The organism is Kitasatospora sp. GAS1066B (genome assembly GCF_041262605.1).
Classification (GTDB): Bacteria; Actinomycetota; Actinomycetes; order Streptomycetales; family Streptomycetaceae; genus Kitasatospora.
Genome location: NZ_JBGCCO010000026.1, coordinates 93251 through 116982 on the forward strand (window position 1 = coordinate 93251; position 23732 = coordinate 116982).

General features: G+C 72.9%; 19 protein-coding genes. 9 read left to right on the forward strand and 10 right to left on the reverse strand.

Annotated features, from left to right (window positions below; all coding sequences use genetic code 11):
- Positions 1 to 45 precede the first annotated feature (45 nt).
- The 3 genes from ABH937_RS26895 to ABH937_RS26905 form a co-directional block, all read right to left on the reverse strand.
- Positions 46 to 1140, reverse strand: a complete 1095-nt coding sequence (locus ABH937_RS26895; RefSeq protein ID WP_370219748.1) for a C40 family peptidase — start codon at positions 1138 to 1140, stop codon at positions 46 to 48.
- Positions 1141 to 1445: 305 nt separating this feature from the next.
- Positions 1446 to 2348, reverse strand: coding sequence for a sucrase ferredoxin (locus ABH937_RS26900; RefSeq protein WP_370219749.1), 903 nt, complete (start codon positions 2346 to 2348; stop codon positions 1446 to 1448).
- Between the two features lie 53 nt (positions 2349 to 2401).
- Positions 2402 to 4852 (reverse strand): DNA topoisomerase (ATP-hydrolyzing) subunit A, encoded by a 2451-nt coding sequence (locus ABH937_RS26905; RefSeq protein ID WP_370219750.1) that lies wholly within the window; start codon positions 4850 to 4852, stop codon positions 2402 to 2404.
- Between the two features lie 252 nt (positions 4853 to 5104).
- Here ABH937_RS26905 and ABH937_RS26910 point away from each other — a divergent pair, with 252 nt between their 5' ends.
- From ABH937_RS26910 to ABH937_RS26920, 3 genes are all read left to right on the forward strand, one after another.
- Positions 5105 to 6442 (forward strand): pitrilysin family protein, encoded by a 1338-nt coding sequence (locus tag ABH937_RS26910; protein ID WP_280693705.1) that lies wholly within the window; start codon positions 5105 to 5107, stop codon positions 6440 to 6442.
- A 17-nt stretch (positions 6443 to 6459) separates the two neighbouring features.
- On the forward strand, positions 6460 to 7827 hold the full coding sequence (locus tag ABH937_RS26915; RefSeq protein WP_370146929.1) for a M16 family metallopeptidase: 1368 nt from the start codon (positions 6460 to 6462) through the stop codon (positions 7825 to 7827).
- Positions 7828 to 8183: 356 nt separating this feature from the next.
- Positions 8184 to 9377 (forward strand): RtcB family protein, encoded by a 1194-nt coding sequence (locus ABH937_RS26920; protein WP_280693703.1) that lies wholly within the window; start codon positions 8184 to 8186, stop codon positions 9375 to 9377.
- Here ABH937_RS26920 and ABH937_RS26925 read toward each other — a convergent pair.
- From ABH937_RS26925 to ABH937_RS26940, 4 genes are all read right to left on the reverse strand, one after another.
- Positions 9367 to 10197, reverse strand: a complete 831-nt coding sequence (locus ABH937_RS26925; RefSeq protein ID WP_280693702.1) for an LAGLIDADG family homing endonuclease — start codon at positions 10195 to 10197, stop codon at positions 9367 to 9369. The two genes, ABH937_RS26920 and ABH937_RS26925, sit on opposite strands and share 11 nt — an antisense overlap.
- Before the next feature lie 102 nt (positions 10198 to 10299).
- Positions 10300 to 11037, reverse strand: a complete 738-nt coding sequence (locus ABH937_RS26930; protein WP_370219751.1) for a class I SAM-dependent methyltransferase — start codon at positions 11035 to 11037, stop codon at positions 10300 to 10302.
- 70 nt (positions 11038 to 11107) lie between these two features.
- The gene (locus ABH937_RS26935) at positions 11108 to 11854 is read right to left on the reverse strand and encodes a GNAT family N-acetyltransferase (RefSeq protein WP_370219752.1); all 747 of its coding nucleotides are present in this window, start codon (positions 11852 to 11854) and stop codon (positions 11108 to 11110) included.
- Positions 11855 to 11945: 91 nt separating this feature from the next.
- Positions 11946 to 12227: an HPr family phosphocarrier protein gene (locus ABH937_RS26940; RefSeq protein ID WP_280693699.1), complete on the reverse strand. Its 282-nt coding sequence runs from the start codon at positions 12225 to 12227 to the stop codon at positions 11946 to 11948.
- Positions 12228 to 12492: 265 nt separating this feature from the next.
- Here ABH937_RS26940 and ABH937_RS26945 point away from each other — a divergent pair, with 265 nt between their 5' ends.
- The 4 genes from ABH937_RS26945 to ABH937_RS26960 all read left to right on the forward strand — a co-directional run bounded on the left by ABH937_RS26945 (position 12493) and on the right by ABH937_RS26960 (position 17886).
- On the forward strand, positions 12493 to 15222 hold the full coding sequence (locus ABH937_RS26945) for a GNAT family N-acetyltransferase (RefSeq protein ID WP_370219764.1): 2730 nt from the start codon (positions 12493 to 12495) through the stop codon (positions 15220 to 15222).
- A gap of 103 nt (positions 15223 to 15325) precedes the next feature.
- Entirely contained in the window at positions 15326 to 15913 is a 588-nt protein-coding gene (locus ABH937_RS26950) for a DUF5998 family protein (protein WP_280693698.1), read from the forward strand.
- An 8-nt stretch (positions 15914 to 15921) separates the two neighbouring features.
- Positions 15922 to 17112, forward strand: coding sequence for an alkaline phosphatase family protein (locus ABH937_RS26955; RefSeq protein WP_370219753.1), 1191 nt, complete (start codon positions 15922 to 15924; stop codon positions 17110 to 17112).
- A gap of 123 nt (positions 17113 to 17235) precedes the next feature.
- Complete coding sequence (locus tag ABH937_RS26960; RefSeq protein ID WP_370219754.1) at positions 17236 to 17886, forward strand: thymidine kinase; 651 nt, start codon at positions 17236 to 17238, stop codon at positions 17884 to 17886.
- Positions 17887 to 17916: 30 nt separating this feature from the next.
- On the opposite strand, the gene ABH937_RS26965 is transcribed toward ABH937_RS26960, so the two are convergent.
- Entirely contained in the window at positions 17917 to 18693 is a 777-nt protein-coding gene (locus ABH937_RS26965) for a VOC family protein (protein WP_370219755.1), read from the reverse strand.
- Positions 18694 to 18880: 187 nt separating this feature from the next.
- On the opposite strand from ABH937_RS26965, the gene ABH937_RS26970 reads away from it, so the two are divergent.
- A complete protein-coding gene (locus ABH937_RS26970) occupies positions 18881 to 19810 on the forward strand; it encodes a sulfurtransferase (RefSeq protein WP_370219756.1) in 930 nt (309 codons plus the stop codon).
- A 64-nt stretch (positions 19811 to 19874) separates the two neighbouring features.
- Here ABH937_RS26970 and sepH read toward each other — a convergent pair whose 3' ends face one another.
- Positions 19875 to 20960 (reverse strand): septation protein SepH, encoded by a 1086-nt coding sequence (gene sepH / locus ABH937_RS26975; RefSeq protein WP_280694951.1) that lies wholly within the window; start codon positions 20958 to 20960, stop codon positions 19875 to 19877.
- Between the two features lie 560 nt (positions 20961 to 21520).
- On the opposite strand from sepH, the gene ABH937_RS26980 reads away from it, so the two are divergent.
- A complete protein-coding gene (locus tag ABH937_RS26980; RefSeq protein ID WP_370219757.1) occupies positions 21521 to 22330 on the forward strand; it encodes a hypothetical protein in 810 nt (269 codons plus the stop codon).
- A 21-nt stretch (positions 22331 to 22351) separates the two neighbouring features.
- Here the strand turns inward: ABH937_RS26980 and ABH937_RS26985 are convergent, their stop codons facing one another.
- On the reverse strand, positions 22352 to 23668 hold the full coding sequence (locus tag ABH937_RS26985; RefSeq protein ID WP_370219758.1) for a D-arabinono-1,4-lactone oxidase: 1317 nt from the start codon (positions 23666 to 23668) through the stop codon (positions 22352 to 22354).
- Between the last annotated feature and the right edge of the window lie 64 nt (positions 23669 to 23732).

A 23732-nucleotide genomic window follows, 5' to 3' on the forward strand; every position in this document is an offset into this window, starting at 1 on the left:
CCGGTCGCGAGCGGCGACCGGGGCCCGGCGCAGTGGCCGTGAAGGTCACGGGCGAGAGACGAAGCTCGGGAAGTAGCCGCTGTTCAGATGCGAGATCCGGACGGTGGTGCCGGGGTGCGCGGCCTCGATGTAGCGGTTGTCGCCGAGGTAGATGGCGACGTGATGGATCCCGCTGACGCTGCCGTCGTAGGACCAGAAGAGCAGGTCCCCGCGCTGCATCCGGCTCGCGCTCACCGGCGTGGTGGCGGAGTACTGCTCGTCGGCGATCCGGGGCAGCGAGACGTCGGTGCGTCGGAAGGACTGCTGGGTGAGGCCGGAGCAGTCGTAGCCGTCCGGGCCGTTGCCGCCCCAGATGAAGGGCTTGCCGAGCTGGGCCTGGGCGAACGCGATGGCGGCCTCGACATCGCCGCTGGAGGCGTTAGACGTGGCGGCGGACTGGTCGCCGGTGCCGGTGCCGGTGCCGCTGCCACTACCGCTGCTGTCGCCGTTCGAACCGATCCGGCTCAGGTAGATGTCGCGGTGGCTGGTGTAGCGCCATTCGCCGGCGCTGTTCTGGAACCAGTAGACCGAGCCGTCCCAGCCCTGCTGGATGTCGCCGTTGGTCACGCCGGTGCTGCCGCTGCCACTACCGCTGCTGTCGCTGTTCGAACCGATCCGGTTCAGGTAGGTGTCGCGGTGGCTGGTGTAGCGCCATTCGCCGCTGCTGTTCTGGAACCAGTAGACCGAGCCGTCCCAGCCCTGCTGTATGTCGCCGGTGCCGGTGCCGGTGTTGTCGCTGTTCGAGCCGATCCGGTTGAGGTAGATGTCGTGGTGCTTGGTGTAGCGCCATTCGCCGGCGCTGTTCTGGAACCAGTAGACCGAGCCGTCCCAGCCCTGGTGGATGTCGCCGTTGGTGACGCTCGCCGAACGGTCGGCGCTGACCAGCCCGGACGAGAGGGCGAGGTGCTCGGGCAGCGGGGCCGCGCTCGCCAGGTCGGCGCCCAGGCCGATCGAGCCGGCGCCCGCGACGATCGCGGCGGCCAGGCCGACCCGGTGGCGCAGGCGGCCGGCCCGGTGGTGCGCACCGTGCTCGGCGCTGGAGGAGGGCCGGCCGGCTATCGGATCGGCAGAGATCAGGTCCGGGTTGAGGTCCGGTTTCATGTCCGGTGCATCCCTTCCGTACGCCCGGCCGGGGCCGGGACGGCGGACCGGACCGAAACGGCCCGCTCCGCGCGGCGCCGCGGGGTCCGCGGCCTCCGTCGGCCCCGGGAACGGAGCGGGCGGAGAGCTGTCCGCGTGGGGGAGTCCCACGGCCGCCACGCTAAGCAGCTCGCGAGCCGGACCGCGTCGTGGACTGCGCCGACCGAGGGTGCACGCTCAGTGACCGAGCGCGATGGTGCGACCTAGGGCCTCTCTTACGGATCTTGCCCGGCGTCGCGCGCCCGGCAAGATCCGTAAGAGAGGCCCTAGCCTGCCACCACCGACCGCACGTCCATCCGCACCGGCGTGCCCGGCGCCTTGGCGCAGCTCTCCGGGCGGGGCGGCTCGCTCAGCGCCCGCACCACCTCGACCAGCCACTCGCGGCCGTCGCCGTGCCGCACCCGGCAGCGCCACTCGCCCGCCGAGAGCGACTGCTGAGTCACGGTCAGCGCCTCCGCCGCGCTCTCCTCGACCAGCTCGCGGACGGCCTGCTCGGCGGCCTGGGCCGGCCGGTCCCAGCAGGAGCGGCCGCGCGACCAGCGCGGCACCATCTGCCCGGCGGCGGTGGCCGCCAGCACCTCCTTGGCCGCGGCGTCGGTCAGCCGCCCGTACGCGTAGCCGTACGGCAGCACCAGCATGGTGGGGGAGAAGCGGTGGCCGCCCAGGTGGGTGACCTCCCAGACCTCGGTGTGCCCGGCGGCGGCCAGCTCGGCGGCCAGCGGGCGGCCGAGCAGCGCGCAGCAGCGGTCGCGCCGGCCGTTGGTGCACACCAGGGCCAGCGGGCCGCCGGTGTGCGGGGTGCCGAAGCCGCCGTGCTCGCCCGCGCCCGCCGCGGCCAGGTCCAGCGAGAGCAGCTCGGCGACGTCCGCCAGCTCGGCCCGGCGGATCCACCCCCGCCCGGGCACCGTGTGCGCGAGGATCACCTGGTGGCCGGCCGCCGGTCGGTCGTCGGCGTGCCGTCCCGGGTGGCGGATCAGCGCCACCCGCACCCCGGTGCCCGCGCAGGCCGCGTCCAGCGCCCGCCCCAGCTCCGCGTCGAGGTGACTCTCAGTCAGCGCCTTGGCGCCCCACGGGCCGCTCTGCTCGATCAGCAGCCAGGTGGTCGCGGTGGCCGCGGTGGCGGCCAGCGGCTCGGCCAGCTCGTTGGACAGACTCGTACAGATGCTCACCCGGGCACCCTACCGCCGTGCGGTGGGGCGCCCGGGTGGGACGGAAGGCGAGGTCAGGCCGGTCCGGCCACCGCCGCGATCGGCGTGCTGACCGGAGTCCCCGAGCCGTCCCGGCGCGGGTCGCGCTCCGGCAGCGGCACCGGCGAGCCGTTCGCCGCCGCCGCCCGGGCCGGCGCCGGGCCCGCCCAGGCGAAGGCCAGCGAATCCTCGCCACGCAGGAAGCGCTGGCAGCGCACCCCACCGGTGGCCCGCCCCTTGCGCGGATACAGCTCGAACGGCGTGAGCTTCCAACTGGTCTGCGCCTCACCGGTGAGCGTGCCCGAGGCGCCCGCCACCGAGATCACCACCGCGTCCGCCGCCGGATCCACCGCCGTGAACGAGATCACCCGCGCCCCGTCCGCCAGCTTGATCCCGGCCATGCCGCCGGCCGGGCGGCCCTGCGGCCGGACCTGGCTCGCCGGGTAACGCAGCAGCTGGGCATCGCTGGTGAGGAAGACCAGCTCCTCCTCGCCGGTGCGCAACTCGACCGCGCCCACCAGCTCGTCACCGTCCTTGAGCCCGATCACCTCGAACTCGTCCTTGTTGGCCGGCCACTCCGGAACCACCCGCTTGACCACACCCTGCACGGTGCCCAGCGCCAGACCCGGCGAGGACTCGTCCAGCGTGGTCAGCGCGATCAACCGCTCACCGGCGTCCAGCTTCAGGAACTCCGACACCTGGGCCCCGCCGGCCAGCGACAGGGTCGGCTGCGGCGGCAGGGCCGGCAGGTCGATCACCGGCAGCCGCAGCACCCGCCCGGCCGAGGTCACCGCGCCCACATCGCCGCGCGCCGTGGCCGGCACCGAGGAGACGATCACGTCGTGCTTCGCCCGGTTCTCCGGCGCAGGGCTCGGCTCGCCGTCCGCCGTCCGGGCCAGCAGACCGGTGGAGGAGAGCAGCACCCGGCACGGGTCGTCCGCCACCTCCAGCGGCACCGCGAGCGACGCCGAGGGCAGCGCGCCGGCCTCCAGCAGCGCGGTGCGCCGCTCGGTGCCGAACTGCTTGGCCACCGCGCCCAGCTCGCCGGAGACCACGCCGCGCAGCTTGGTGTCCGACTCCAGGATCTCGGTCAGCTCCGCGATCTCGGTGAGCAGCTTGCTCTGCTCCGCCTCCAGCTCGACCCGGTCGAACCGGGTCAGCCGGCGCAGCGGGGTGTCCAGGATGTACGCGGTCTGCACCTCGGAGAGCGAGAAGCGCTCGATCAGGCGCTCCTTGGCCTGCGTCGCGTTGTCACTGGACCGGATCAGCGCGATGACCTCGTCGATGTCGACCAGCGCCACCAGCAGGCCCTCGACGAGGTGCAGCCGCTCCTGCCGCTTCCGCCGGCGGAACTCGCTGCGCCGGCGGACCACCTCGAAGCGGTGGTCGACGTAGACCTCGAGCAGCTCCTTCAGCCCCAGCGTGAGCGGCTGGCCGTCGACCAGCGCCACGTTGTTGATGCCGAAGTTCTCCTCCAGCGGCGTCAGCTTGTAGAGCTGCTCCAGCAACGCCTCGGGAACGAAGCCGTTCTTGACCTCGATCACCAGCCGCAGGCCGTGCGCACGGTCCGTCAGATCCTTGACGTCCGCGACGCCCTGCAGCTTCTTGGCGTTGACCAGGTCCTTGATCTTGGAGATCACCTTCTCCGGGCCGACCGAGAAGGGCAGTTCGGTCACCACGATGCCCTTGCGGCGGGCGGTGACGTTCTCGATCGTCGAGGTGGCGCGGATCTTGAAGGTGCCGCGGCCGCTCTCGTAGGCGTCCCGGATGCCCGACAGGCCCACGATCCGGCCGCCGGTCGGCAGATCGGGGCCGGGGATGAAGCGCATCAGGGTGTCGAGGTCGGCGTTCGGATGCTTGATCAGATGCCGGGCGGCGGCCACCACCTCGGACAGGTTGTGCGGCGGCATGTTGGTCGCCATGCCGACCGCGATGCCGGTGGCGCCGTTCACCAGCAGGTTGGGGAAGGCGGCCGGCAGCACCACCGGCTCCTGCTCGCTGCCGTCGTAGTTCGGAGTGAAGTCGACGGTCTCCTCGTGAATCGACTCCACCAGCGCCATCGAGGCCGCGGTCAGCCGCGACTCGGTGTACCGCATCGCGGCCGGCGGGTCGTCGTTGCCGAGCGAACCGAAGTTCCCGTGGCCGTCGATCAGCGGCACCCGCATCGAGAACGGCTGTGCCATCCGGACGATCGAGTCGTAGATCGAGGCATCACCGTGCGGATGCAGCCGACCCATCACCTCGCCGACCACCCGGGCGCACTTCACATGCGAGCGCTCCGGGCGCAGGCCCATCTCGTTGGCCTGGTAGAGGATTCGCCGGTGCACCGGCTTGAGACCGTCCCGCGCGTCCGGCAGGGCGCGCGAGTAGATCACCGAGTAGGCGTACTCAAGGTAGGAAGCCTGCATCTCGTCCACGACGTCGACATCGAGGATCCGCTCCTCGAAGTCTCCGGGTGGCGGGGTCGGCGAACTGCGGCGGGCCATCGCGGCGGGGCTCCCTTGCGTCTGTCAGCTGCTTCACATGTCGTCACCGGGGGATACGGCGCCCCCCATTGTGGACCCTCGCACGGACACCCCTCGTCAAGGGCCGCTTCCCGCTCGTCCCGGTGAAAGCCGATCGGCTTCCGCCGGTGGCGAACGGGCAGCGCGCGCGGACTCATCCCGGCACCGTACGCGTTGCACCACAATGGGGGCGGTAGAGACCCCTGACCAACCTGACGGGAAGGATCCGAGCGCATGGCCAACCCGGCCCCCGCCTCCGACAACGGAGGCATCGCCATCACCGAGCACCGCCTGGCCAACGGCCTGCGCGTGGTGCTCTCCGAGGACCACCTCACCCCGGTGGCCGCCGTCTGCCTCTGGTACGACGTGGGCTCCCGCCACGAGGTGAAGGGCCGCACCGGGCTGGCGCACCTCTTCGAGCACCTGATGTTCCAGGGCTCCGCCAACGTCTCCAACAACGGGCACTTCGAGCTGGTCCAGGGGGCCGGCGGCTCGCTCAACGGCACCACCAGCTTCGAGCGCACCAACTACTTCGAGACCATGCCCACCCACCAGTTGGAGCTCGCCCTCTGGCTGGAGGCCGACCGGATGGGCTCGCTGCTGGCCGCCCTCGACGACGCGTCGATGGAGAACCAGCGCGACGTGGTCAAGAACGAGCGCCGCCAGCGCTACGACAACGTCCCCTACGGCACCGCCTTCGAGAAGCTCACCGCACTCTCCTTCCCCGGCGAACACCCGTACCACCACACCCCGATCGGCTCGATGGCCGACCTGGACGCCGCCACCCTGGAGGACGCCCGGACGTTCTTCCGCACCTACTACGCGCCCAACAACGCGGTGCTCTCGGTGGTCGGCGACATCGACCCGGAGCAGACCATCGCCTGGGTCGAGAAGTACTTCGGCAGCATCCCCGCCCACGACGGCAAGCAGCCGCCGCGCGACGGCACGCTGCCCGAGACCATGGGCCAGGAGGTCCGCGAGCTGATCGAGGAGGAGGTCCCGTCCCGCGCGCTGATGGCCGCCTACCGCCTGCCGCACGACGGCAGCCGCGAGGCCGACGCCGCCGACCTGGCCCTCACCGTGCTCGGCTCCGGCGAGTCCAGCCGCCTCTACAACCGCCTGGTCCGCCGCGACCGCACCGCCGTCTCGGCCGGCTTCGGCCTGCTGCGACTGGCCGGCGCCCCCTCGCTCGGCTGGCTGGACGTCAAGACCTCCGGCGAGGCCACCATCCAGCAGATCGAACTCGCCGTCGACGAGGAACTGGCCAGGTTCGCCACCGACGGCCCCACCGCCGAGGAACTCGAGCGCGCCCAGGCCCAGATCGAGCGCGAGTGGCTCGACCGGCTCACCACCGTCGCCGGCCGGGCCGACGAACTCTGCCGCTACGCCGTCCTGTTCGGCGACCCCAAGCTGGTCAACAGCGCCCTCGGCAAGGTGCTCGACGTCACCGCCGAGGAGGTCAAGGCGGTCGCCGCCGCCCGACTGCGCCCCGACAACCGAGCGGTCCTGGTCTACGAGCCGCTGCCCGACACAGCCGCTGCCAACGACGCTGCCGAGGAGGACGCCGCATGAGCGCCTACGTTCCCGCCATGACCTTCCACCCGCAGCCGGAGCCCGGCACGCCCACCCCCTGGGCGTTCCCCGCACCCGATCGCCTCGCCCTGGCCAACGGCCTGACGGTGCTGCACTGCGACCGCCCCGGCCAGCAGCTGGTCGCCATCGAGGTGCTGCTCGACGCACCGCTCGCCGCCGAGCCCGAGGGCCTGGACGGGGTGGCCACCATCCTGGCCCGGGCGCTCAGCGAGGGCACCGACACGCTCACCGCCGAGGAGTTCGCCGGCGAGTTGGAGCGCGCCGGCGCCACCCTGGACGCGCACGCCGACCACCCCTGCATCCGGGTCATCCTGGAGGTTCCCGCCTCCCGCCTGGAGCGTGGCCTGACGCTGCTCGCCGACGCGCTGCGGGCACCCGCGCTGCCCGCCGACGAGATCGAGCGACTGGTCGCCAACCGGCTGGACGAGATCGTCCACGAGCAGGCCAACCCGGCCCGGCGCGCCGCAAAGGCGCTCTACGCCGACCTGTTCGCCGCCGCCGACCGGCTCTCCCGGCCCCGCTCCGGCACCGCCGAGACCGTCAAGGGGATCGACCGCGCGGCCGTCCAGGCCTTCTACGCCGCGCACGTCCGTCCCACCACCGCCACCCTGGTGGTCGTCGGCGACCTCACCGGCGTCGACCTGCCGGCCATGCTGGAGTCAACCCTGGGCCGCTGGACCGGCGAGAAGGCCGAGCCCAGCACCGCCGCCGCGGTCACCGCCGACGACCGCGGCCGGGTGATCATCGTGGATCGGCCCGGCTCGGTGCAGACCCAGGTGCTGATCGGCCGGATCGGCCCCGACCGCCACGACCCCGACTGGGCCGCGCAGATCCTCGGCACCTACTGCCTGGGCGGCACCCTGACCTCCCGGCTGGACAAGGTGCTGCGCGAGGAGAAGGGCTACACCTACGGCGTGCGGGCCTTCGCCCAGCCGCTGCGCTCCAACGCGGACGGCTCAGGCCGGGCCCTGCTGGCGATCAGCGGCTCGGTGGACACCGCCTCCACCGCCCCCGCGCTCGCCGACACCTGGACCATCCTGCGCACCCTGGCGGCCGAGGGCCTCACCGACAGCGAGCGCGAGGAGGCCGTGCAGTTCCTGGTCGGCGTCGCCCCGCTGAAGTACGAGACGGCCGGCTCGGTCGCCGCCACCCTGGCCGACCAGGTCGAGCAGCACCTGCCCGACGACTACCAGGCCGAGGTCTACCGGCTGCTGGCCGCCCTCGACACGGCCGCCGCCACCGAAGCCGTGGTCGCCGCCTTCCCGCCCGAGCGCCTGGTGACGGTGCTGGTCGGCGACGCCTCGGTGATCGCGGACGAGGTCAAGGAGCTGGGCATCGGCGAGGTCACCGTGGTCGCCAACTGAGGCTGACCCCTGATCAGGAGGCCTGGCGGGCATGCCCGCCAGGCCTCCCGCGTATTTGCGTTGCACGCCTGCGCCGCTCTGTGGGTTGATAGCACCGGTCGAACGGACCGGTCGAGCGAACAGCCGAGTGAACGAGAGGAGGCGGTCATCATGCGGGTCGAGCCAACCGGCAGGCGCAGCAGCCGCGCCCTGCGCTCCCCGAGGCCGTCCTCGTGCGCCGCCTCGGCCCGCCGACGCCGCCGCGCCGCCTGAGTTTCCACAGGCCCCGGCTTTTCCACAGCCTTCCCGAGCCACGCCGGACGCTTCGCGTGGCAGTCCTACGCTTGATCTGTCGACCTTTGGGGGTCAGTTTCACCATGTCGTACACCGAAGTACCCGGCGCGCGGGTCCCCATCCGGATGTGGGCCGACCCGGCCACCGTCGAAGGCGCGGCGATGCAGCAGCTGCGCAACATCTCCACCCTGCCGTGGCTGCACGGCCTGGCCGTGATGCCGGACGTCCACCTGGGCAAGGGCGCCACCGTGGGTTCCGTGATCGCCATGAAGGGCGCGGTCTGCCCGGCCGCGGTCGGCGTGGACATCGGCTGCGGCATGAGCGCGGTCAAGACCTCGCTCAACGCCCGCGACCTGCCGGACGACCTGAGCCGGCTGCGGTCCAAGATCGAGCAGGCGATCCCGGTCGGGCGGGGGCTGCACAGCGAGCCGGTGGACCCGGGTTCGCTGCACGGCTTCCGTACGGCGGGATGGGAGGACTTCTGGGAGCGGTTCGAGGGCGTGGCGCCGGAGGTGAAGTGGCGGCGCGAGCGGGCGATGCAGCAGATGGGGACGCTGGGCTCGGGGAATCATCTGATTGAAGTTTGTACAGATCTCTCCGGCGCTGTCTGGCTGATGCTGCACTCCGGCTCCCGCAACATCGGCAAGGAACTGGCGGAGCACCACATGACGGTCGCCCGTTCGCTTCCGCACAACCAAGGGCTGGTCGACCGCGACCTGGCCGTCTTCATCTCGGACACCCCGCAGATGGCGGCTTACCGGCAGGACCTGTACTGGGCACAGGAGTACGCCAAGAACAACCGCGCGGTCATGATGGCACTGTTCAAGGACGTGCTCAGGCGTGAGTTCGCGCGCACCAAGGTCACTTTCGACCAGGAGATCAGCTGCCACCACAACTACGTCGCGGAGGAGCGCTACGACGGACTTGACCTGCTGGTCACCCGCAAGGGCGCGATCCGGGCCGGCACCGGCGACTTCGGAATCATCCCGGGCTCGATGGGCACCAGCTCGTTCATCGTTCGTGGCCTGGGTAACGAGGCGGCGTTCAACTCAGCGTCGCACGGCGCGGGTCGGAAGATGAGTCGGACCGCCGCCAAGAAGCGGTTCACGGTGCGGGACCTGGAGGAGCAGACCCGGGGGGTGGAGTGCCGGAAGGACGCCGGGGTGCTGGACGAGATTCCTGGGGCCTACAAGTCGATCGAGAAGGTCATGGAGCAGCAGCGTGATCTGGTGGAGATCGTCGCCCAGCTCAAGCAGGTGATCAACGTCAAGGGCTGACTTCACTCCGGGGTGAGGGAAACCGCACCCTGGGGCGTGCCGGTCCGAGCAGACGCCAACGGCGCATCGCGCAGCTCTGCTCGGACCGGTCGAGTGCTGCTGCGGCCTGAGTTATTGTCGCGGCACCGAGCAGGATCTGGTCCTGCTCGGCCGTCCAAGTCTGTCGGCGGACCCTTCGCGAGCCGGGCGGCCGTGTCCATCCCATGACGTGCTCGCTGGCCGCGAGCTTTCTCGGCAGGGCCAGACAGCCGGGATAGTAGAGCGTGCGTGCCAGCTCCACCGCATCCTCGATGGTGTACATGAGGTTGTAGATCTGGTCTCGCTGATTGCGATTCGGCGTGTGGACGGTGCCGGTCAGTTGCCTGACGTAGTTGCTGAAGTACCAGATGATCGCGTCGCTTGCTGTGGTCAGACTGACGAACGGAAGGTCTTGGGCCGTGCGCCCGATCGAGCCGTCGGCGTCGATGAGCCCGCGCAGGTAGTCAGGTTCGGAGTGCGGAGCCTGGGGCGGGGCAATGCTCTGGGACTTCCGGCCGACCGGCAGGCCGAGAGCTCGGATCTCCTGCCGGAACTCCAGCGCCCAGACGGTCCAGGTGGCGGTGTCGCTCCTGGCGGAGAAGTTCGTCGTGCGGGTCCGGTACCCGATGCTGCTCTTCACCGGGAAGAGCCGCTGGAACGCCTCCAGGAGCGGGGCGTCGCGTGCTGCCAGCTCCACTGCAAGCCGTCCCCTATTGCGGCTCTGCTCAGAGAGGTGCCCGTCGGCCTGGAGGAAGCCGAAAGCGTAGGCGTGGTCCGGGTTCTGGAGATCGATGTAGGCCATGTCTCGCAGCATTCGGCGCAGTTGCCCACAACGAGAATCGAACTGAGCATCATTCAGTCGAAGGTGTGTACTGATCCGAACAGTCGTTCCCTTGCGGCCCGCTCACTCCGCCCGTCGCAGCAGCAGCGTCACGAACCCGAACGCCTCCCGGTACCCCCGCAGCCAGGCGGTGCGGTGCTCGGCGGCGGCCTGGGTGGCCTCGGTGGCGGCGGGGTGGGCGGGGTGGTCCAGGGCCCATTCGGTGAGGGCGCCGGACCAGGACCACTCGTAGTCGTCCAGTTCGGCGCGGGTGCTGGTGTGGCCGTGGACGGGGAGCCAGCCGGCGGTGGTGAGGTGGTCGGTCAGGGTGGGCAGGTCGACGAGGTCGTGGCCGACGCTTTCGCGGGCTGCCCGGTCGGGTGGGCGCTGCCAGTAGCCGGTGCCGAGCAGCAGGGTGCCGCCGGGGGACAGGTGGTGGTCGGCAGCGCTGAGGGTGGCGGCCAGGGTGTCGAAGGCGGGGGTGGCTCCGATGCAGAGCACCAGGTCGTAGGGGTGCGGCGGGGTGAATTCGGCCGGTGCCTTGTGGTGCAGGCCCAGGCGGCGGATCACGCCGAGGTGTTCGGCGGCGATCCGGGCCTCGGTCAGCGCGGCCGGGTCCGGGTCGACCCCGTCGGCGGTCAGGTCGAGGTGGGCGGCCAGTGCGCGCAGCAGCCAGGCGCCGCTGCCGCAGCCGAGGTGCAGGACTCGCTCGTTCCCGTGCCGGACGGCCCGGCGCAGCACCGCGGCCACGCTCTCGTCGGTGAGTGGGGCGGTGATGGGGTGGTGGGTGTGGGCGAGGCGGGAGCGTTCCTGACGGTCCATCCGCTCAGCCTGTCAGCCGTCGGTCGCTTTTGCACGGCCTTGCACGGCTCGGCACGGAACTGACGTACCGTCAGTTCAGGCTTGCACCCTCCCGCAACTGAGTGGCCATGACCAACCGGCGGCGCAGGCCGAGGCGTTCGTAGAGGCGGATGGCGGCGTGGTTGGCGTCGGCGACCATCAGGGCGGCTCGGCCGCAGCGGCGCAGCAGGCTGTCCAGGACCAGCCGGCAGGCTGCTTCGGCGTGGCCGCGGCCGCGGCCGTGCACCGGGTGGGCGGCGACGCCGGCCAGCAGGCCGAGGTCGGGGGCGCTCCAGGCGTCGGCGGCCAGGGCGGTCAGGCGGCCGGTCTCGTCACGGACGCCGGCCCAGGCGCGGGCGCCGGGGCGGTTGGGGTGGGCGAAGGAGTCGGGGAACGCCTCGTCGAGCAGGGCGGCGGCCTCGGGCAGTTCCTCGGGGGTCAGCCAGCGGGCGCGTGGCGGCGCCGCCAGGTCGGCGGGCCCGGTCAGGTCCATCCAGGAGAACGGCGGCACCGGCCGCAGCTCGGGTATCCGGGCCAGTACCGAGTCGAGCAGGTCGCGCTCGCCGATCGGTCGGTAGCCGGGTCCGACCTCGCGCAGTGCGGCGCGGACCAGTCGGGCGGCGGGTTCGGCGGGGCCGTGCACGGCGAGCCGGTCGCGGCCGGAGAGCGCGGGGGAGGCCACTGCCACCGCGCCGTCCAGGGTGAAGGCCCGTATGTGGGGGGCGAAGCCCTGGGCCGCCCAGCGGATGATCGGATGGTCGCCCAGCTCGGCGGCGGTCTCGATGGTCAGTTCGCGCACCAGGCGATTGTGGCATCGGGTCGTGGCGTGCCGAAGGGGTGCCCCGCGGCGATCGGGGCACCCCTTCGGAGTGGGAGGGCCGTGGCGGGCCTCACGCCTCGGGCAGCGCGTCCAGGCCCTGCTCGACCATGGTGGCCAGGCGGTCCAGTGCGGCGTCGGCCTCGGGGGCGTCGGAGGCCAGCACGACCTCCTCGCCGCCCTCGGCGCCGAGGGCCAGCAGGCCGAGCATCGAGGCGGCGTTGACCGGGTTGCCGCCGGCGGCCTTGGCGATGGTGACCGGCACGCCGAGGGAGGCGGTCGCCCGCACGAAGACGGAGGCGGGACGGGCGTGCAGGCCCTCGGGCCAACCGATGGTGACGCGGCGCTCAGCCATGAGACGTGCCTTTCAGGTGGTGCTGTTCGACATGTTGTCTAGACCATTCTGGCATGCTCCGCGCGCAACTGGCGAGGCCCCGTGCGGTGAGGTCCGGCCGTGCCCGCGCACGCCGGGCGCCATCGGGCCCGCCGACGGATAGCCTGGCCGTGTGGACGACCCCCGGGCCCAAGCCCGTCCGACCGCGCCGGCCGGGCCGACCGCGCCGACTGCGGCAACCGCGCCGGCCGAGGGCCCCGGCTACCCCCAGCACTGGGAGGCCGACATCCTGCTGCGCGACGGCGGCACCGCCCGGATCCGTCCGATCGTGCCGGCCGACGCCGAGCGCCTGGTGGAGTTCTACGCCCAGGTCTCCGACCAGTCGAAGTACTTCCGCTTCTTCGCCCCCTACCCCCGGCTCTCCGACAAGGACGTCCGGCGCTTCACCCACCACGACTTCGTCGACCGGGTGGCGCTGGCCGTGGTGGTCCGTGACCGCTTCATCGCCACCGTCCGCTACGACCGGATCGACGAGCAGGGCCGCCCCAGCGAGCAGGGCACGGACGCCGAGGTGGCGTTCCTGGTGCAGGACGCCCACCAGGGCCGCGGGGTGGCCTCGGCGCTGCTCGAACACATCGCGGCGGTCGCCCAGGAGCGCGGGATCCGTCGCTTCGTCGCCGAGGTGCTGCCCGAGAACCGGAAGATGACCAAGGTCTTCACCGACGCCGGGTACACCCAGAAGCGCAGCTTCGCCGACGGCGTGGTGCACCTGAAGTTCGAGCTGGAGCCCACCGCCGCCTCGCTCGCGGTGATGCGGGCCCGCGAGCACCGCGCCGAAGCCCGCTCGGTGCAGCGGCTGCTGAGTCCCCGTTCGGTGGCGGTGATCGGGGTGTCCCGGACCGAGAACTCGGCCGGGCGGGCGCTGCTGCGGGCGTTGCGCGGCGGCTTCACCGGTCCGCTGTACGCGGTGAACAGCGCCGCCGCGCCCGGCGCCGAGCTGGAGGGCGTGCCGCTGCACCGCTCGGTGCTGGAGATCCCGGGGCCGGTGGATCTGGCGGTGCTCGCCGTCCCGGTCGAGGCGGTGCCCGCGGTGGTCGCCGACTGCGGTGCGCACGGCGTGCGCGGCCTGGTGGTGGTGACCGCCGGCTACGCCGAGACCGGTGCGGCCGGCCGCGAGCGGCAGCGTGCGCTGGTCCGCCAGGCCCGGGCGGCCGGCATGCGGGTGATCGGCCCGAACGCCTTCGGCCTGCTGAGCACCGACCCCGAGCACCCGCTCAACGCCTCGCTCGCCCCGGTGCTGCCGGCGGCCGGGCGGTTCGGGATCTTCTGCCAGTCCGGCGCGATCGGGGTGGCGCTGCTGGAGGCGGCGCACCGGCGCGGGCTCGGCGTCTCCTCCTTCGCCTCGGTGGGCAACCGGGCCGACGTCTCCGGCAACGACCTGCTGCAGTACTGGGAGGAGGACGAGGCCACCGACGTGGTGCTGCTCTACCTGGAGTCCTTCGGCAACCCGCGCAAGTTCACCCGGATCGCCCGCCGGCTCGCGCTGGCCAAGCCGATCGTGGTGGTCAAGGGGGCCCGGCACACCGGCAGCCTGCCGCCCGGGCACGCGGTGCCGCCGACCGCGGGCGGCCTGCGCGACGCCACCGTGGACGCGCTCTTCCAGCAGGCCGGGGTGGTCCGGGTGGAGACCATCACAGACCTCTTCGACACCGGCGAGCTGCTGGCCGACCAGCCGCTGCCGGCCGGCGACCGGGTGGCGGTGGTGGGCAATTCCGACTCGCTCGGCCTGCTCACCCACGACGCCTGCCTGAGCGCGGGCCTGCGCCCCGGCACCCCGGTGGACCTGACCACGGCCGCCACCGGCGAGCACTTCCGGGTGGCGCTGGAGACCGCGCTGCGCGACAGCGCCGTGGACGCGGTGATCGCGGTCGCCATCCCGCCGCTGACCACCCAGAGCATCGCGATCGGTGAGGAACCGGCGCTGCCCGCCACCGACCCGGCGATCGGCGAGGGTCTGCTGGCCGCGGGGGCGATGGCCCGGCAGCTGGGCAAGCCGCTGCTGCTCACCCACCTCGCGCTCACCGACCTGCCGGCCGTGCTGAGCGCGGGTGAGTACCCGGTCCCGGCCTACCCGGCCCCCGAACGCGCCGTGCGCGCGCTGGCGCACGCCGTGCGCTACGGCGAGTGGCGGCGCACCGCCGAGAGCGCCGAGCAGACGGCCCGGGTGCCCGAGCTCGACCGGATCGACGAGGGGGCCGCCCGTCGCCTGGTCGAGCTGGCCCTGGACTCCCGCACCGCCCAGGCGGCCCGTACCCAGCCCGGCGGCGCCCGGTTCGGGCTTCCCGAGGAGCAGGTCGCCGAGCTGCTCGGGCACTACGGCATCGAGGTCCACCGCGCGCTGCCCGCGCCCGACGAGGAGCGGGCGGTGGCCGCCGCGGCCCGGTTCGGCTACCCGGTCGCGCTCAAGGCCACGGCCGCCCACCTGCGGCACCGGCCCGACCTGGGCAGCGTCCGGCTGGACCTGGTCGACGAGGAGGGGCTGCGCCGGGCGCACCGCGAGGCGGCCGCGCTGCTCGGCGGCGCGCAGCGGGCCGGGCTGGTGGTGCAGAAGATGGCCGCGCGCGGGGTGGACACGGTGATCGGCGCGAGCGTGGACCCGGCGGCCGGCGCGATCCTCACCTTCGGGCTGGCCGGCGCCCCGGCCGAGCTGCTCGGCGACGTGGCGCACCGGCTGATCCCGGCCACCGACCTGGAGGTGGCCGCGCTGGTCCGCGAGGTGCGGGCGGCCCCGCTGCTGTTCGGCTGGCGGGGCGCCGACCCGGTGGACACCGGCGCGCTGGAGGAACTGCTGCTGCGGGTCTCCCAACTCGTCGACGACCTGCCGGAGGTGGCCGTGGTGGACCTCGAACCGGTGGTGGTCGCCCCGCACGGGCTGTCGGTGCTGGCCGCCCAGGTACGGCTCGCGCCGCTGCCTGTCCGCAGCGATCTGGGCCCGCGCGCCATGAGCACCCTGTAGCCTTCCTGGGTTACGCCCGCGCGCCAGGACCGGTCCTCCGGTTCGCGCGGACGGACGGCGCAGTCCAGCCCGCCGGGTCGGTGGGACATGCCAGGATGGAGTTATGGCGAAGACCGGTACCACCACCACGCAGGATCTGCGCTCGGCGATCGAGCGCAGCGGCTACTACCCCGCGCTGGTGTCCGAGGCCGTGGAGTCCGCGGTGGGCCCCGAGCCGATCACCTCCTACCTGGTCCACCAGGAGACCACCTTCGACGCCAACGAGGTCCGGCGGCATGTCACCGTCCTGGTGCTGACGGCCACCCGGTTCGTGGTCAGCCACACCGACGAGCAGACCGCCGACGCCACCAGCCCGGTGCCGTACGCGACCACCTCCACCGAGAGCGTGCGGCTGGACCGGATCGGCTCGGTGGTGCTGAGCCGGATGGTCGCCAACCCGGAGACCTACACCCCTGGCCGGCTGCCGCGCGAGGTGGTGCTGACCATCGGCTGGGGCGCGGTGCAGCGGATCGACCTGGAGCCGGCCGGCTGCTCCGACCCGAACTGCGAGGCGGACCACGGCTACACCGGCTCCGCCACCGCCGACGACCTGTCGTTGCGGGTCAGCGAGGCCGGCGACGGCCCCGAGACGGTGGCCCAGGCACTGATCTTCGCCCGGGCGCTGTCCGAGGCCACCATCAGCAGGGCCTGAGAGCCCTGATGATGTCGCCCCTCGCACCGCACGGTCACGACGACTTCCAACTGCTCGACCCGGCCCAGGCCCCCGCTCCCGGATACGGCAGCGGCTCGCTCAGCGACCTGCTGCCCTCGGTGGCGGCGGGGATGGGCGTGCCCGGCTTCCGCAGCACGCTGCCGATCGCCCCGGCCGACCGGGTCTGCGTCTTCCTGGTGGACGGCCTGGGCTGGGAGCTGATCCGCCGTCACCCCGAGTACGCCCCGTTCCTGAACTCGCTGCTGGGCGGCTCGCTCGGCGGTTCCGGGCGCCCGCTGACGGCCGGGTTCCCGGCCACCACCGCGACCTCGCTGGCCTCGGTGGGCACCGGGCTGCCGCCCGGCCTGCACGGCCTGGCCGGCTACTCGGTGGCGATCCCCGGGCGCAACGTGCTGATGAACCAGCTGCGCTGGCAGCCGCCGGTCGACCCGCACAGCTGGCAGCCCTACCCCACCGTCTTCGAGCGGGTGCACGCCGCGGGTGTCGCGGCCAGCCAGGTCTCCTCGCCGCTCTTCGCGCAGACCCCGCTGACCCGGGTCGCGCTCTCCGGCGGGGAGTTCCTCGGCCGCACCACCGGCGAGGAGCGGATGGACCTGGCGGCCCGTCAGCTGGCAGCCACCGACCGCGCGTTGGTCTACACGTACGTCAGCGAGCTGGATGGGATGGGCCACCGCTACGGGGTGGACTCGGACGAGTGGCGGATGATGCTGAACACCGTCGACCGCCTCGCCCAGCGGCTGGCCGAGCAGTTGCCGGCCCGCTCGGCGCTGTACGTCACGGCCGACCACGGCATGATCGACATCGCGCCCGAGGACCGGATCGACTTCGACGACGACTGGGAGCTGAGCGCGGGCGTGGCCCTGCTCGGCGGCGAGGCCCGGGCCCGCCACGTCTACGCGGTGCCGGGCGCGGCCGCCGACGTGCACACGGTGTGGAGCGAGGTGCTCGGCGACCGGATGTGGGTGGCCACCAGGGACCAGGCGATCGAGGCGGGCTGGTTCGGTCCGACCGTCGACGACCGGGTCTACCACCGGATCGGCGACGTGGTCGCCGCCGCCCGGGACGACGTCGCGGTGATCGCCTCGCGCAGCGAGCCGGGCGAGTCCGCGATGGTCGGGCTGCACGGCTCGATGACGCCTGTCGAACAGCTGGTCCCGCTGCTCGAGGTCCGCACCTGACGACCGCGCACCTGACGACCGCGCACCTGACAACGGCGCACCTGACGACGGCGCACCTGACGACCGCCGGGCCGAGGACCGCTCGGCTGACCACTCGGCTCACGAAAGGCCCACGCTTCACCCATGGCTGATCTGGTGTTCTTCTCCGGCACGATGGACTGCGGCAAGTCCACCCTGGCGTTGCAGATGAACCACAACCACGCCGCTCGCGGCCGGCAGGGGATCATCTTCGCCCGGCACGACCGGGCCGGCGCCTCCACCATCTCCAGCCGGCTGGGCCTGCGCGCCGAGGCGGTCGAGGTGACCGAGGGCTTCGACTTCCAGCACTACGTGGTGCAGTTGCTCTCGGCCGGCGGCAAGGTCGACTACCTGATCTGCGACGAGGCCAACTTCTACGCCGCCGAGCAGGTCGACCAGTTGGCCCGGGTGGTGGACGAGCTGGGCATCGACGTCTTCACCTTCGGCATCACCACCGACTTCCGCACCCGGCTCTTCCCCGGCTCGCAACGGCTGATCGAGCTGGCCGACCGGGTGGAGATCCTGCAGGTCCAGGCGCTCTGCTGGTGCGGCGCCAGGGCCACCCACAACGCGCGCACGGTCGGCGGGGTGATGGTGGTCGAGGGGCCGCAGGTGGTGGTCGGCGACGTCACGGTCAGCGAGGACGAGGTCGGCTACGAGGTGCTCTGCCGCCGTCACCACCGCCGCCGGCTCACCGCCGCGACCGCCCGGGCGGCCACCCTCTCGCCGGACGTGCTGCCGTTCGAGCGCTCCTGACGCCCTGGACCGCCCGGCAGTCGGGGCCCGCTAGGGCAGCTTGACCACCGAGAACCGCCCGCCCTCCGGGTCGGCGAGCCTGGCCACCCGGCCGTACGGCGTGTCGTGCGCCTGCACCAGCAGCGCGCCGCCCAGCGCCAGGCACTGGCGGACCGTCAGATCCACGTCGGCGACGGCGAAGTAGATCCGCCAGCGCGGCGGGCCGTCCCGCAGGTCGGTGGTCTGCTTGAGCCCGGCGACCCGGTGCCCCTCCACCCGCAGGGTGGCGTCCTCCTCGCCGCGGGCCACCGCCGAAGGGTCCGCCTCGACCACCGAGCGTCCCAGCACCGAGCCGTAGAAGGCAGCGGCCAACGGCTCGTCATTGGTGACCAGTTCGCTCCAGACCGGCGCGCCGGGTTCCCCGACCACCTCCCAGCCGAGGTGGTCCTGCCCCTCCCACAGGCCGAAGAAGGCGCCGGACAGGTCGGCCGCCACCGCCAGCCGACCGGCCGCCTCGGACTGCAGCGGGCCCACCGCCACGGTGCCGCCGCACTCGCGCACCCGGGCCGAGACCTCGTCGGCGTTGTCCACGGCGAAGTAGGTGGTCCACTCGGTGGGCAGGGCCGGCTGCCGGGGCGCCAGCCCGATCCCGGCCACCTTGGCCCCCTGCAGGCTGGCCCGCACATAGGCGCCCAGTTCGGTGGGGCCGGGGGTGAAGCTCCACCCCAGCAGCGCACCGTAGAACGCCTTGGCCCGCTCCAGATCATTGACCAGCAGGCTTACCCAGCAGGGCGTGCCGTGAGCCACTTTGACCTTCACCGCCGTCATCCCAGACCTCCTCGCGCGGGCGCCCGGCCCGGCGGCTCGGGCCCCAGGCAGATGGTGCCACCTGTGCGGGCGGCAGACTGGGCGCCCGCGCGGAAATCATGGCAAAGAGCGCACAAAGGACCGCAGCGCGCCACTTGGCGACCGCCATCGGAGTGAGTGAGGCAGCTCAGGCACCACAATGGCGTCCATGGACGATCTGGAGAACACCTCCGAGTTGGACCCCGGCACGGTCTCACCGCTGATCACCGTCGAGGAGTTGGCGAAGGCGCTGGCCGGGGAGCGGCCGCCGGTGCTGCTGGACATCCGCTGGCAGCTCACGGCACCCACCGCAGGCCAGGGCGGTTCGGGCGGCTCGGGCGGCGCGGGCGGCTCGATCGGCGCCGCGGAGTACGCGCGGGGGCACCTGCCCGGCGCGGTCTTCGTCGACTTGGACCGCGAGTTGGCCGCACCGCCGGCCGGCGCCCACGGCGGCCGCCACCCGCTGCCGGACCCGGCGGCACTCGGCGCGGCGCTGCGCCGGGCCGGAGTGCGCGGCGACCGCGCCGTGGTGGTCTACGACGCCGGCCCGGCCACCGCGGCCGCCCGTGCCTGGTGGGTGCTGCGCTGGGCCGGCCACCCGGATGTCCGGGTGCTGGACGGCGGCATCGCCGCCTGGCGCGCGGCCGCAGCGGCGGAGACCACCGAGGTGCCCGCGCCGGCCGAGGGCGACTTCACCCCGGTCCCCGGCGGGCTGCCGACGCTGGACGGCGATCAGGCCGCCGAACTGGCCCGCAGCGGCCTGCTGCTGGACGCCCGGGCGGTGGAGCGCTACCGCGGCGAGGTCGAGCCGCTGGACCCGAAGGCCGGTCACATCCCCGGCGCGGTCAGCGCGCCCACCTTCGAGAACAACGCCGAGGACGGCCGCTTCAAGCCGGCCGAGCAACTGGCGGAGCGGTTCCGCTCGCTGGGCGTGGCGGGGCAGCGGGTCGGCGTCTACTGCGGCTCGGGCGTGACGGCGGCGCACCAGGCACTGGCGCTCGCGGTGGCGGGGCATCAGGTGGCGCTCTACCCGGGCTCGTGGAGCGAGTGGTCGAACGACCCGCGGCGGCCGGTGGCGACCGGCGCCGAGCGGGGCTGAGCAGGCGTGGCAACGAGGGTCGGCCACCCCGCTCGGGGTGGCCGACCCTCGTTCCGACGTTCCGTCAGTCCTGCTTCTTCCGGCGGCTGCCGAAGACGATCTCGTCCCAGCTGGGCACGGTGGCCCGCCGTCCGGGCCGCACGCCGTCCGCCTCCGCCTGCCGGTCGGTGGTGCCGACCAGCCGCTCGCGGTGCGGGGCGACCGCGCGCGGCATCAGGATGTCCGCGTACGCCGATCCGGCACCGACGGCCGGGGCGGCGGCCGCGGCGGCCGGCTCCTCGACCTCCTGGCCCTCCTCCACCGGGGCGGCCTCGATGGTCGAGGGACCCACGGTCAGGTCGCCACGGAAGGCCGGGACCACGTCCAGCAGGCTGGTCAGCGAATCCCGCGCCTCGGCGGCCGCGACGGCCTCCCGGGCCGGCAGCCGCTCGGGCGCCGACATGATCCGGTCGGCCGAGGGCCGCTCGATCATCGGACGCAGCGGGCGGTCCTGGGGCAGCCGGGCGATCCGCGGGATGAACGGGAAGACCGACTCCTCCTCGCGCTCGACGCTCTCGCCGATCAGCGCGCGGGCCTCGTCGTCGTTCGGCTGGACCAGGCGCCGGGGCGGGTCGTAGGTCCAACTCGCGGTGCGGCCCTCGCCGTCCGAGCGGTAGGAGAGGGCCACCTCCCAGGTGCCGTCGTCACGCCGCCAGGAGTCCCAGCGCTCGGTGTCCTTCTCGGCGGCGCGCAGCACCAGGCGCTCGGCGACGGCCTCCCCGAGCTGCGGGCCGGTGGACTCGCCGGGTCGGCGGATCGGGGTCTTGCGGGCGCGCTCGGCCATGAAGGCGCGCTCGGCCAGCACCGGACCCTCGAAGCGGCGCACCCGGTCCACCGAGATGCCGGCGGCCTGGGCGACCTCCTCGGCGGAGGCACCTGCTCGTATCCGCGCCTGGATGTCCCGGGGCCGCAGGTGGCTCTCGACCTCGATCTCGATCTGGCCGAGGCGCGGGCGGTCACCGCGGATGGCGGCGCGCAGCCGCTCATCGATGGGGAGGGTGTACTCCGTGCTGTCGGCAGCCTTGAGCACCAGCCGTGTGCCGTCGTTGCTGACGGCCACAACCCGCAGTTCGGGCACGGTTACCTCCCGGGTGGTGCCTGCCGACGTCACCTGCGTCGCTGCTCCCGTACTGAGTGTGGCCTGCCCACTGGCGACTTGCCACAACCTTGCAGAGTTCTCCGGCGTGTCGGACTTCCGTCCGATGACACCGCTGTGGCACGGTGGCCTGTTTGCCGCGTCGCTCTCCGTGACGCAGCGTCAGACATTCCCGGCCGTTCCCCGCACGTGGATGTGGAGCGACGGTTCGGGTCGAGCGCCGCCGTGCGTGCCTGGGCCGAGGTTGTCGTTCTGACTGCCAGTAGTTGAGGGCAGTCGAGAGGATGACCGAAGGCTCAGACTCCACGAACAGTACTCCATTCGTGGCATCCACAGGGGCGGCTCGCCGCTCAAGTCTCCCGCGATTCACGGGAATCTCAAGAGCGATGCCCCCGTTGGCGGACCACCGATCAGCTGACGGTGATCATCTTCACATATATCGACTGGAAGAAACCGGATTTTCGACCCTTGTGTCCTTCTTTGTGCACAATAGGCGGGCTTATCGGACAGCGCGACGAGTCTGCTGAGCCGACCTGACGAAATACCGACCGCCCACGACCCAGTGAGGAGCTCCGATGCCGCAGGAGAAGCAGCGGGCCGCCCGCCGGATCGACCTGAGCCTGGCCCAGGTCGCCGCCAGCGCGCTCGCCGCCGTGGTCGGCGCGGTGCTCGCCTCCGAGCTCGGGGTGTACGGGACCATCATCGGCGCTGCCGTGGTCAGCGTCGGCGCCACGACCGGGGGCGCGGTCTTCCACCACCTGTTCCGGCGCACCGGCGAGCAGTTGCGGGAGGCGACCGAGCGGGGCCCCGGCAGCGCGGTGAACGAACTGCGCCAGGTCCCGCTCACCGACACCACTGCGCTGCCGACCGCGTGGCACGCCGAGGGCGAGCGGGCCGGCTGGACCGACTCCGAGGTGTTCCGGGCCCGGCGCCGCTGGAGCTGGCGGACCTACGCGGCGGTCTCCGTGCTGGTCTTCGCGCTGGCCATGACGCCGATCCTGATCGTCGAGCTGGCCGCCGGGCGGACCGTGAACTCGATGACCACCGGGCAGGACGGCGGCGGCACCTCGATCTTCCCGGCCGGCGGTTCGAAGCACAGTGACCCGTCCCCGGGGAAGCCGGCCGGCGGTGTCCCGGCGGCACCGCCGAGCCCGAGCGGTGGCGGCACCCCGAGCCGGCCGGCCGGCTCGCCGTCGGCCTCGCCCGCCGCCTCGGCGTCCGGCGGCGGCGCGTCGCCGAGCCCGTCGCCGACCCCGAGCGAGTCCGTCACCTCGGCCGGCCCGACCCCGACGCCGAGCACGCCGCCGACCTCGAGCCCGCCCGCACCGACTCCGTCCACCCAGGCGGCCACGCCCACCCCGCCGGGCGCGCCCGCCTCGCCCTGAGCTTCGAGCTCCGGCCGGGCCTCAGGCCCCCAACACCCGGCGCAGGTAGGCGTTGGCGAACCGCCGCTCGGGATCGACCCGGTCGCGCAGCTCGGTGAAGTCCTTGAAGCGCGGGTAGACGCCGGCCAGGTACTCGGCGTCCCGGCTGTGCAGCTTGCCCCAGTGCGGCCGGCCCTGATGGGCGGTCATCAGCCGCTCGACGGCGGTGAAGTAGCCCTGCTCGGCGGTGCCCCGGTAGAGGTGCACCGCGATGTAGACGGTGTCGCGGCCGCTCGCGGTGGAGAGCCACAGGTCGTCGGCGGGGGCGCAGCGCACCTCCACCGGGAAGCTGATCTGCCAGTCGTTCCGTTCCACCAGCGCCTTCAGCTCGCGCAGGACCTCGGTGGCCGCCGCCCGCGGCACCGCGTACTCCATCTCGATGAAGCGCACCTTGCGCGGGCTGGTGAAGACCTTGTACGCGGTGTCGGTGTAGGTCCGCTCGGACCAGGCCCGGCTGGCCAGCGCGGCTATGGTCGGAACGCTCCTGGGGAAGGCCCGGCCGATCCGGCAGGCGCCCTCCCAGACCGTGTTGGAGAGGAAGTCGTCCTCCAGCCAGGCCTTGAAGCCGGGCAGCGGGGCGGCCGGCCCCTGGCTGCGGTTGTTGCGCTTGGTGCTGCACCGGTCGGTGTGCGGGAACCAGTAGAACTCGAAGTGCTCGTTGACCGAGCTCAGTTCCTCGAAGGAGCCGATCACCTCGGCGAAGCGCATCGGCTGCTCACGGGCCGTCAGCAGGAAGGCCGGCTCGACCCCGAAGGTGATCGCGCTGAGCACCCCGAGCGCGCCCAGCCCCAGCCGGGCCCCGGCGAACAGCTCGGGGTCCTCGGTCGGCGAGCAGCGCCGCACGGTGCCGTCGGCCAGCACGATCTCCAGCGCCTTGATCTGCGCGGCCAGCGAGGCCGAGTCCCGCCCGGTGCCGTGGGTGCCGGCACTGGTCGCGCCGGCCACGGTCTGCACGTCGATGTCGCCCATGTTGGTGAGCGACAGGCCGGCCGCCGCCAGCAGTCGGTTGAGCTCGGCCAGCGGCAGTCCGGCCTCGACGGTGACCGTCCCGGCCGCGCGGTCCAGCTCGCGCACGGCGGTCAGCCCCTCGGGCCGCACCAGCACGCCGTCGTCGGCCGAGGCGATCGCGGTGAAGGAGTGGCCCGAGCCGACCGCCTTGACCGTCCGGCCCCGCTCGGCGGCCTGCCGCAGCACCTCGGCCAGCTCCTCGGCCGAGGTGGGCGCCACCACCTGGCGGGGTTCGGCGCTCTGGTTGCCCGCCCAGTTGGTCCAGCGGCCGGCGGTGACGGTGGCGGGCATGCGGAGGCCTCCCAGAGACGGGTGCGTTACCAGTGGGTAGGGAGCCTAGCCACCGGTCTGCGCA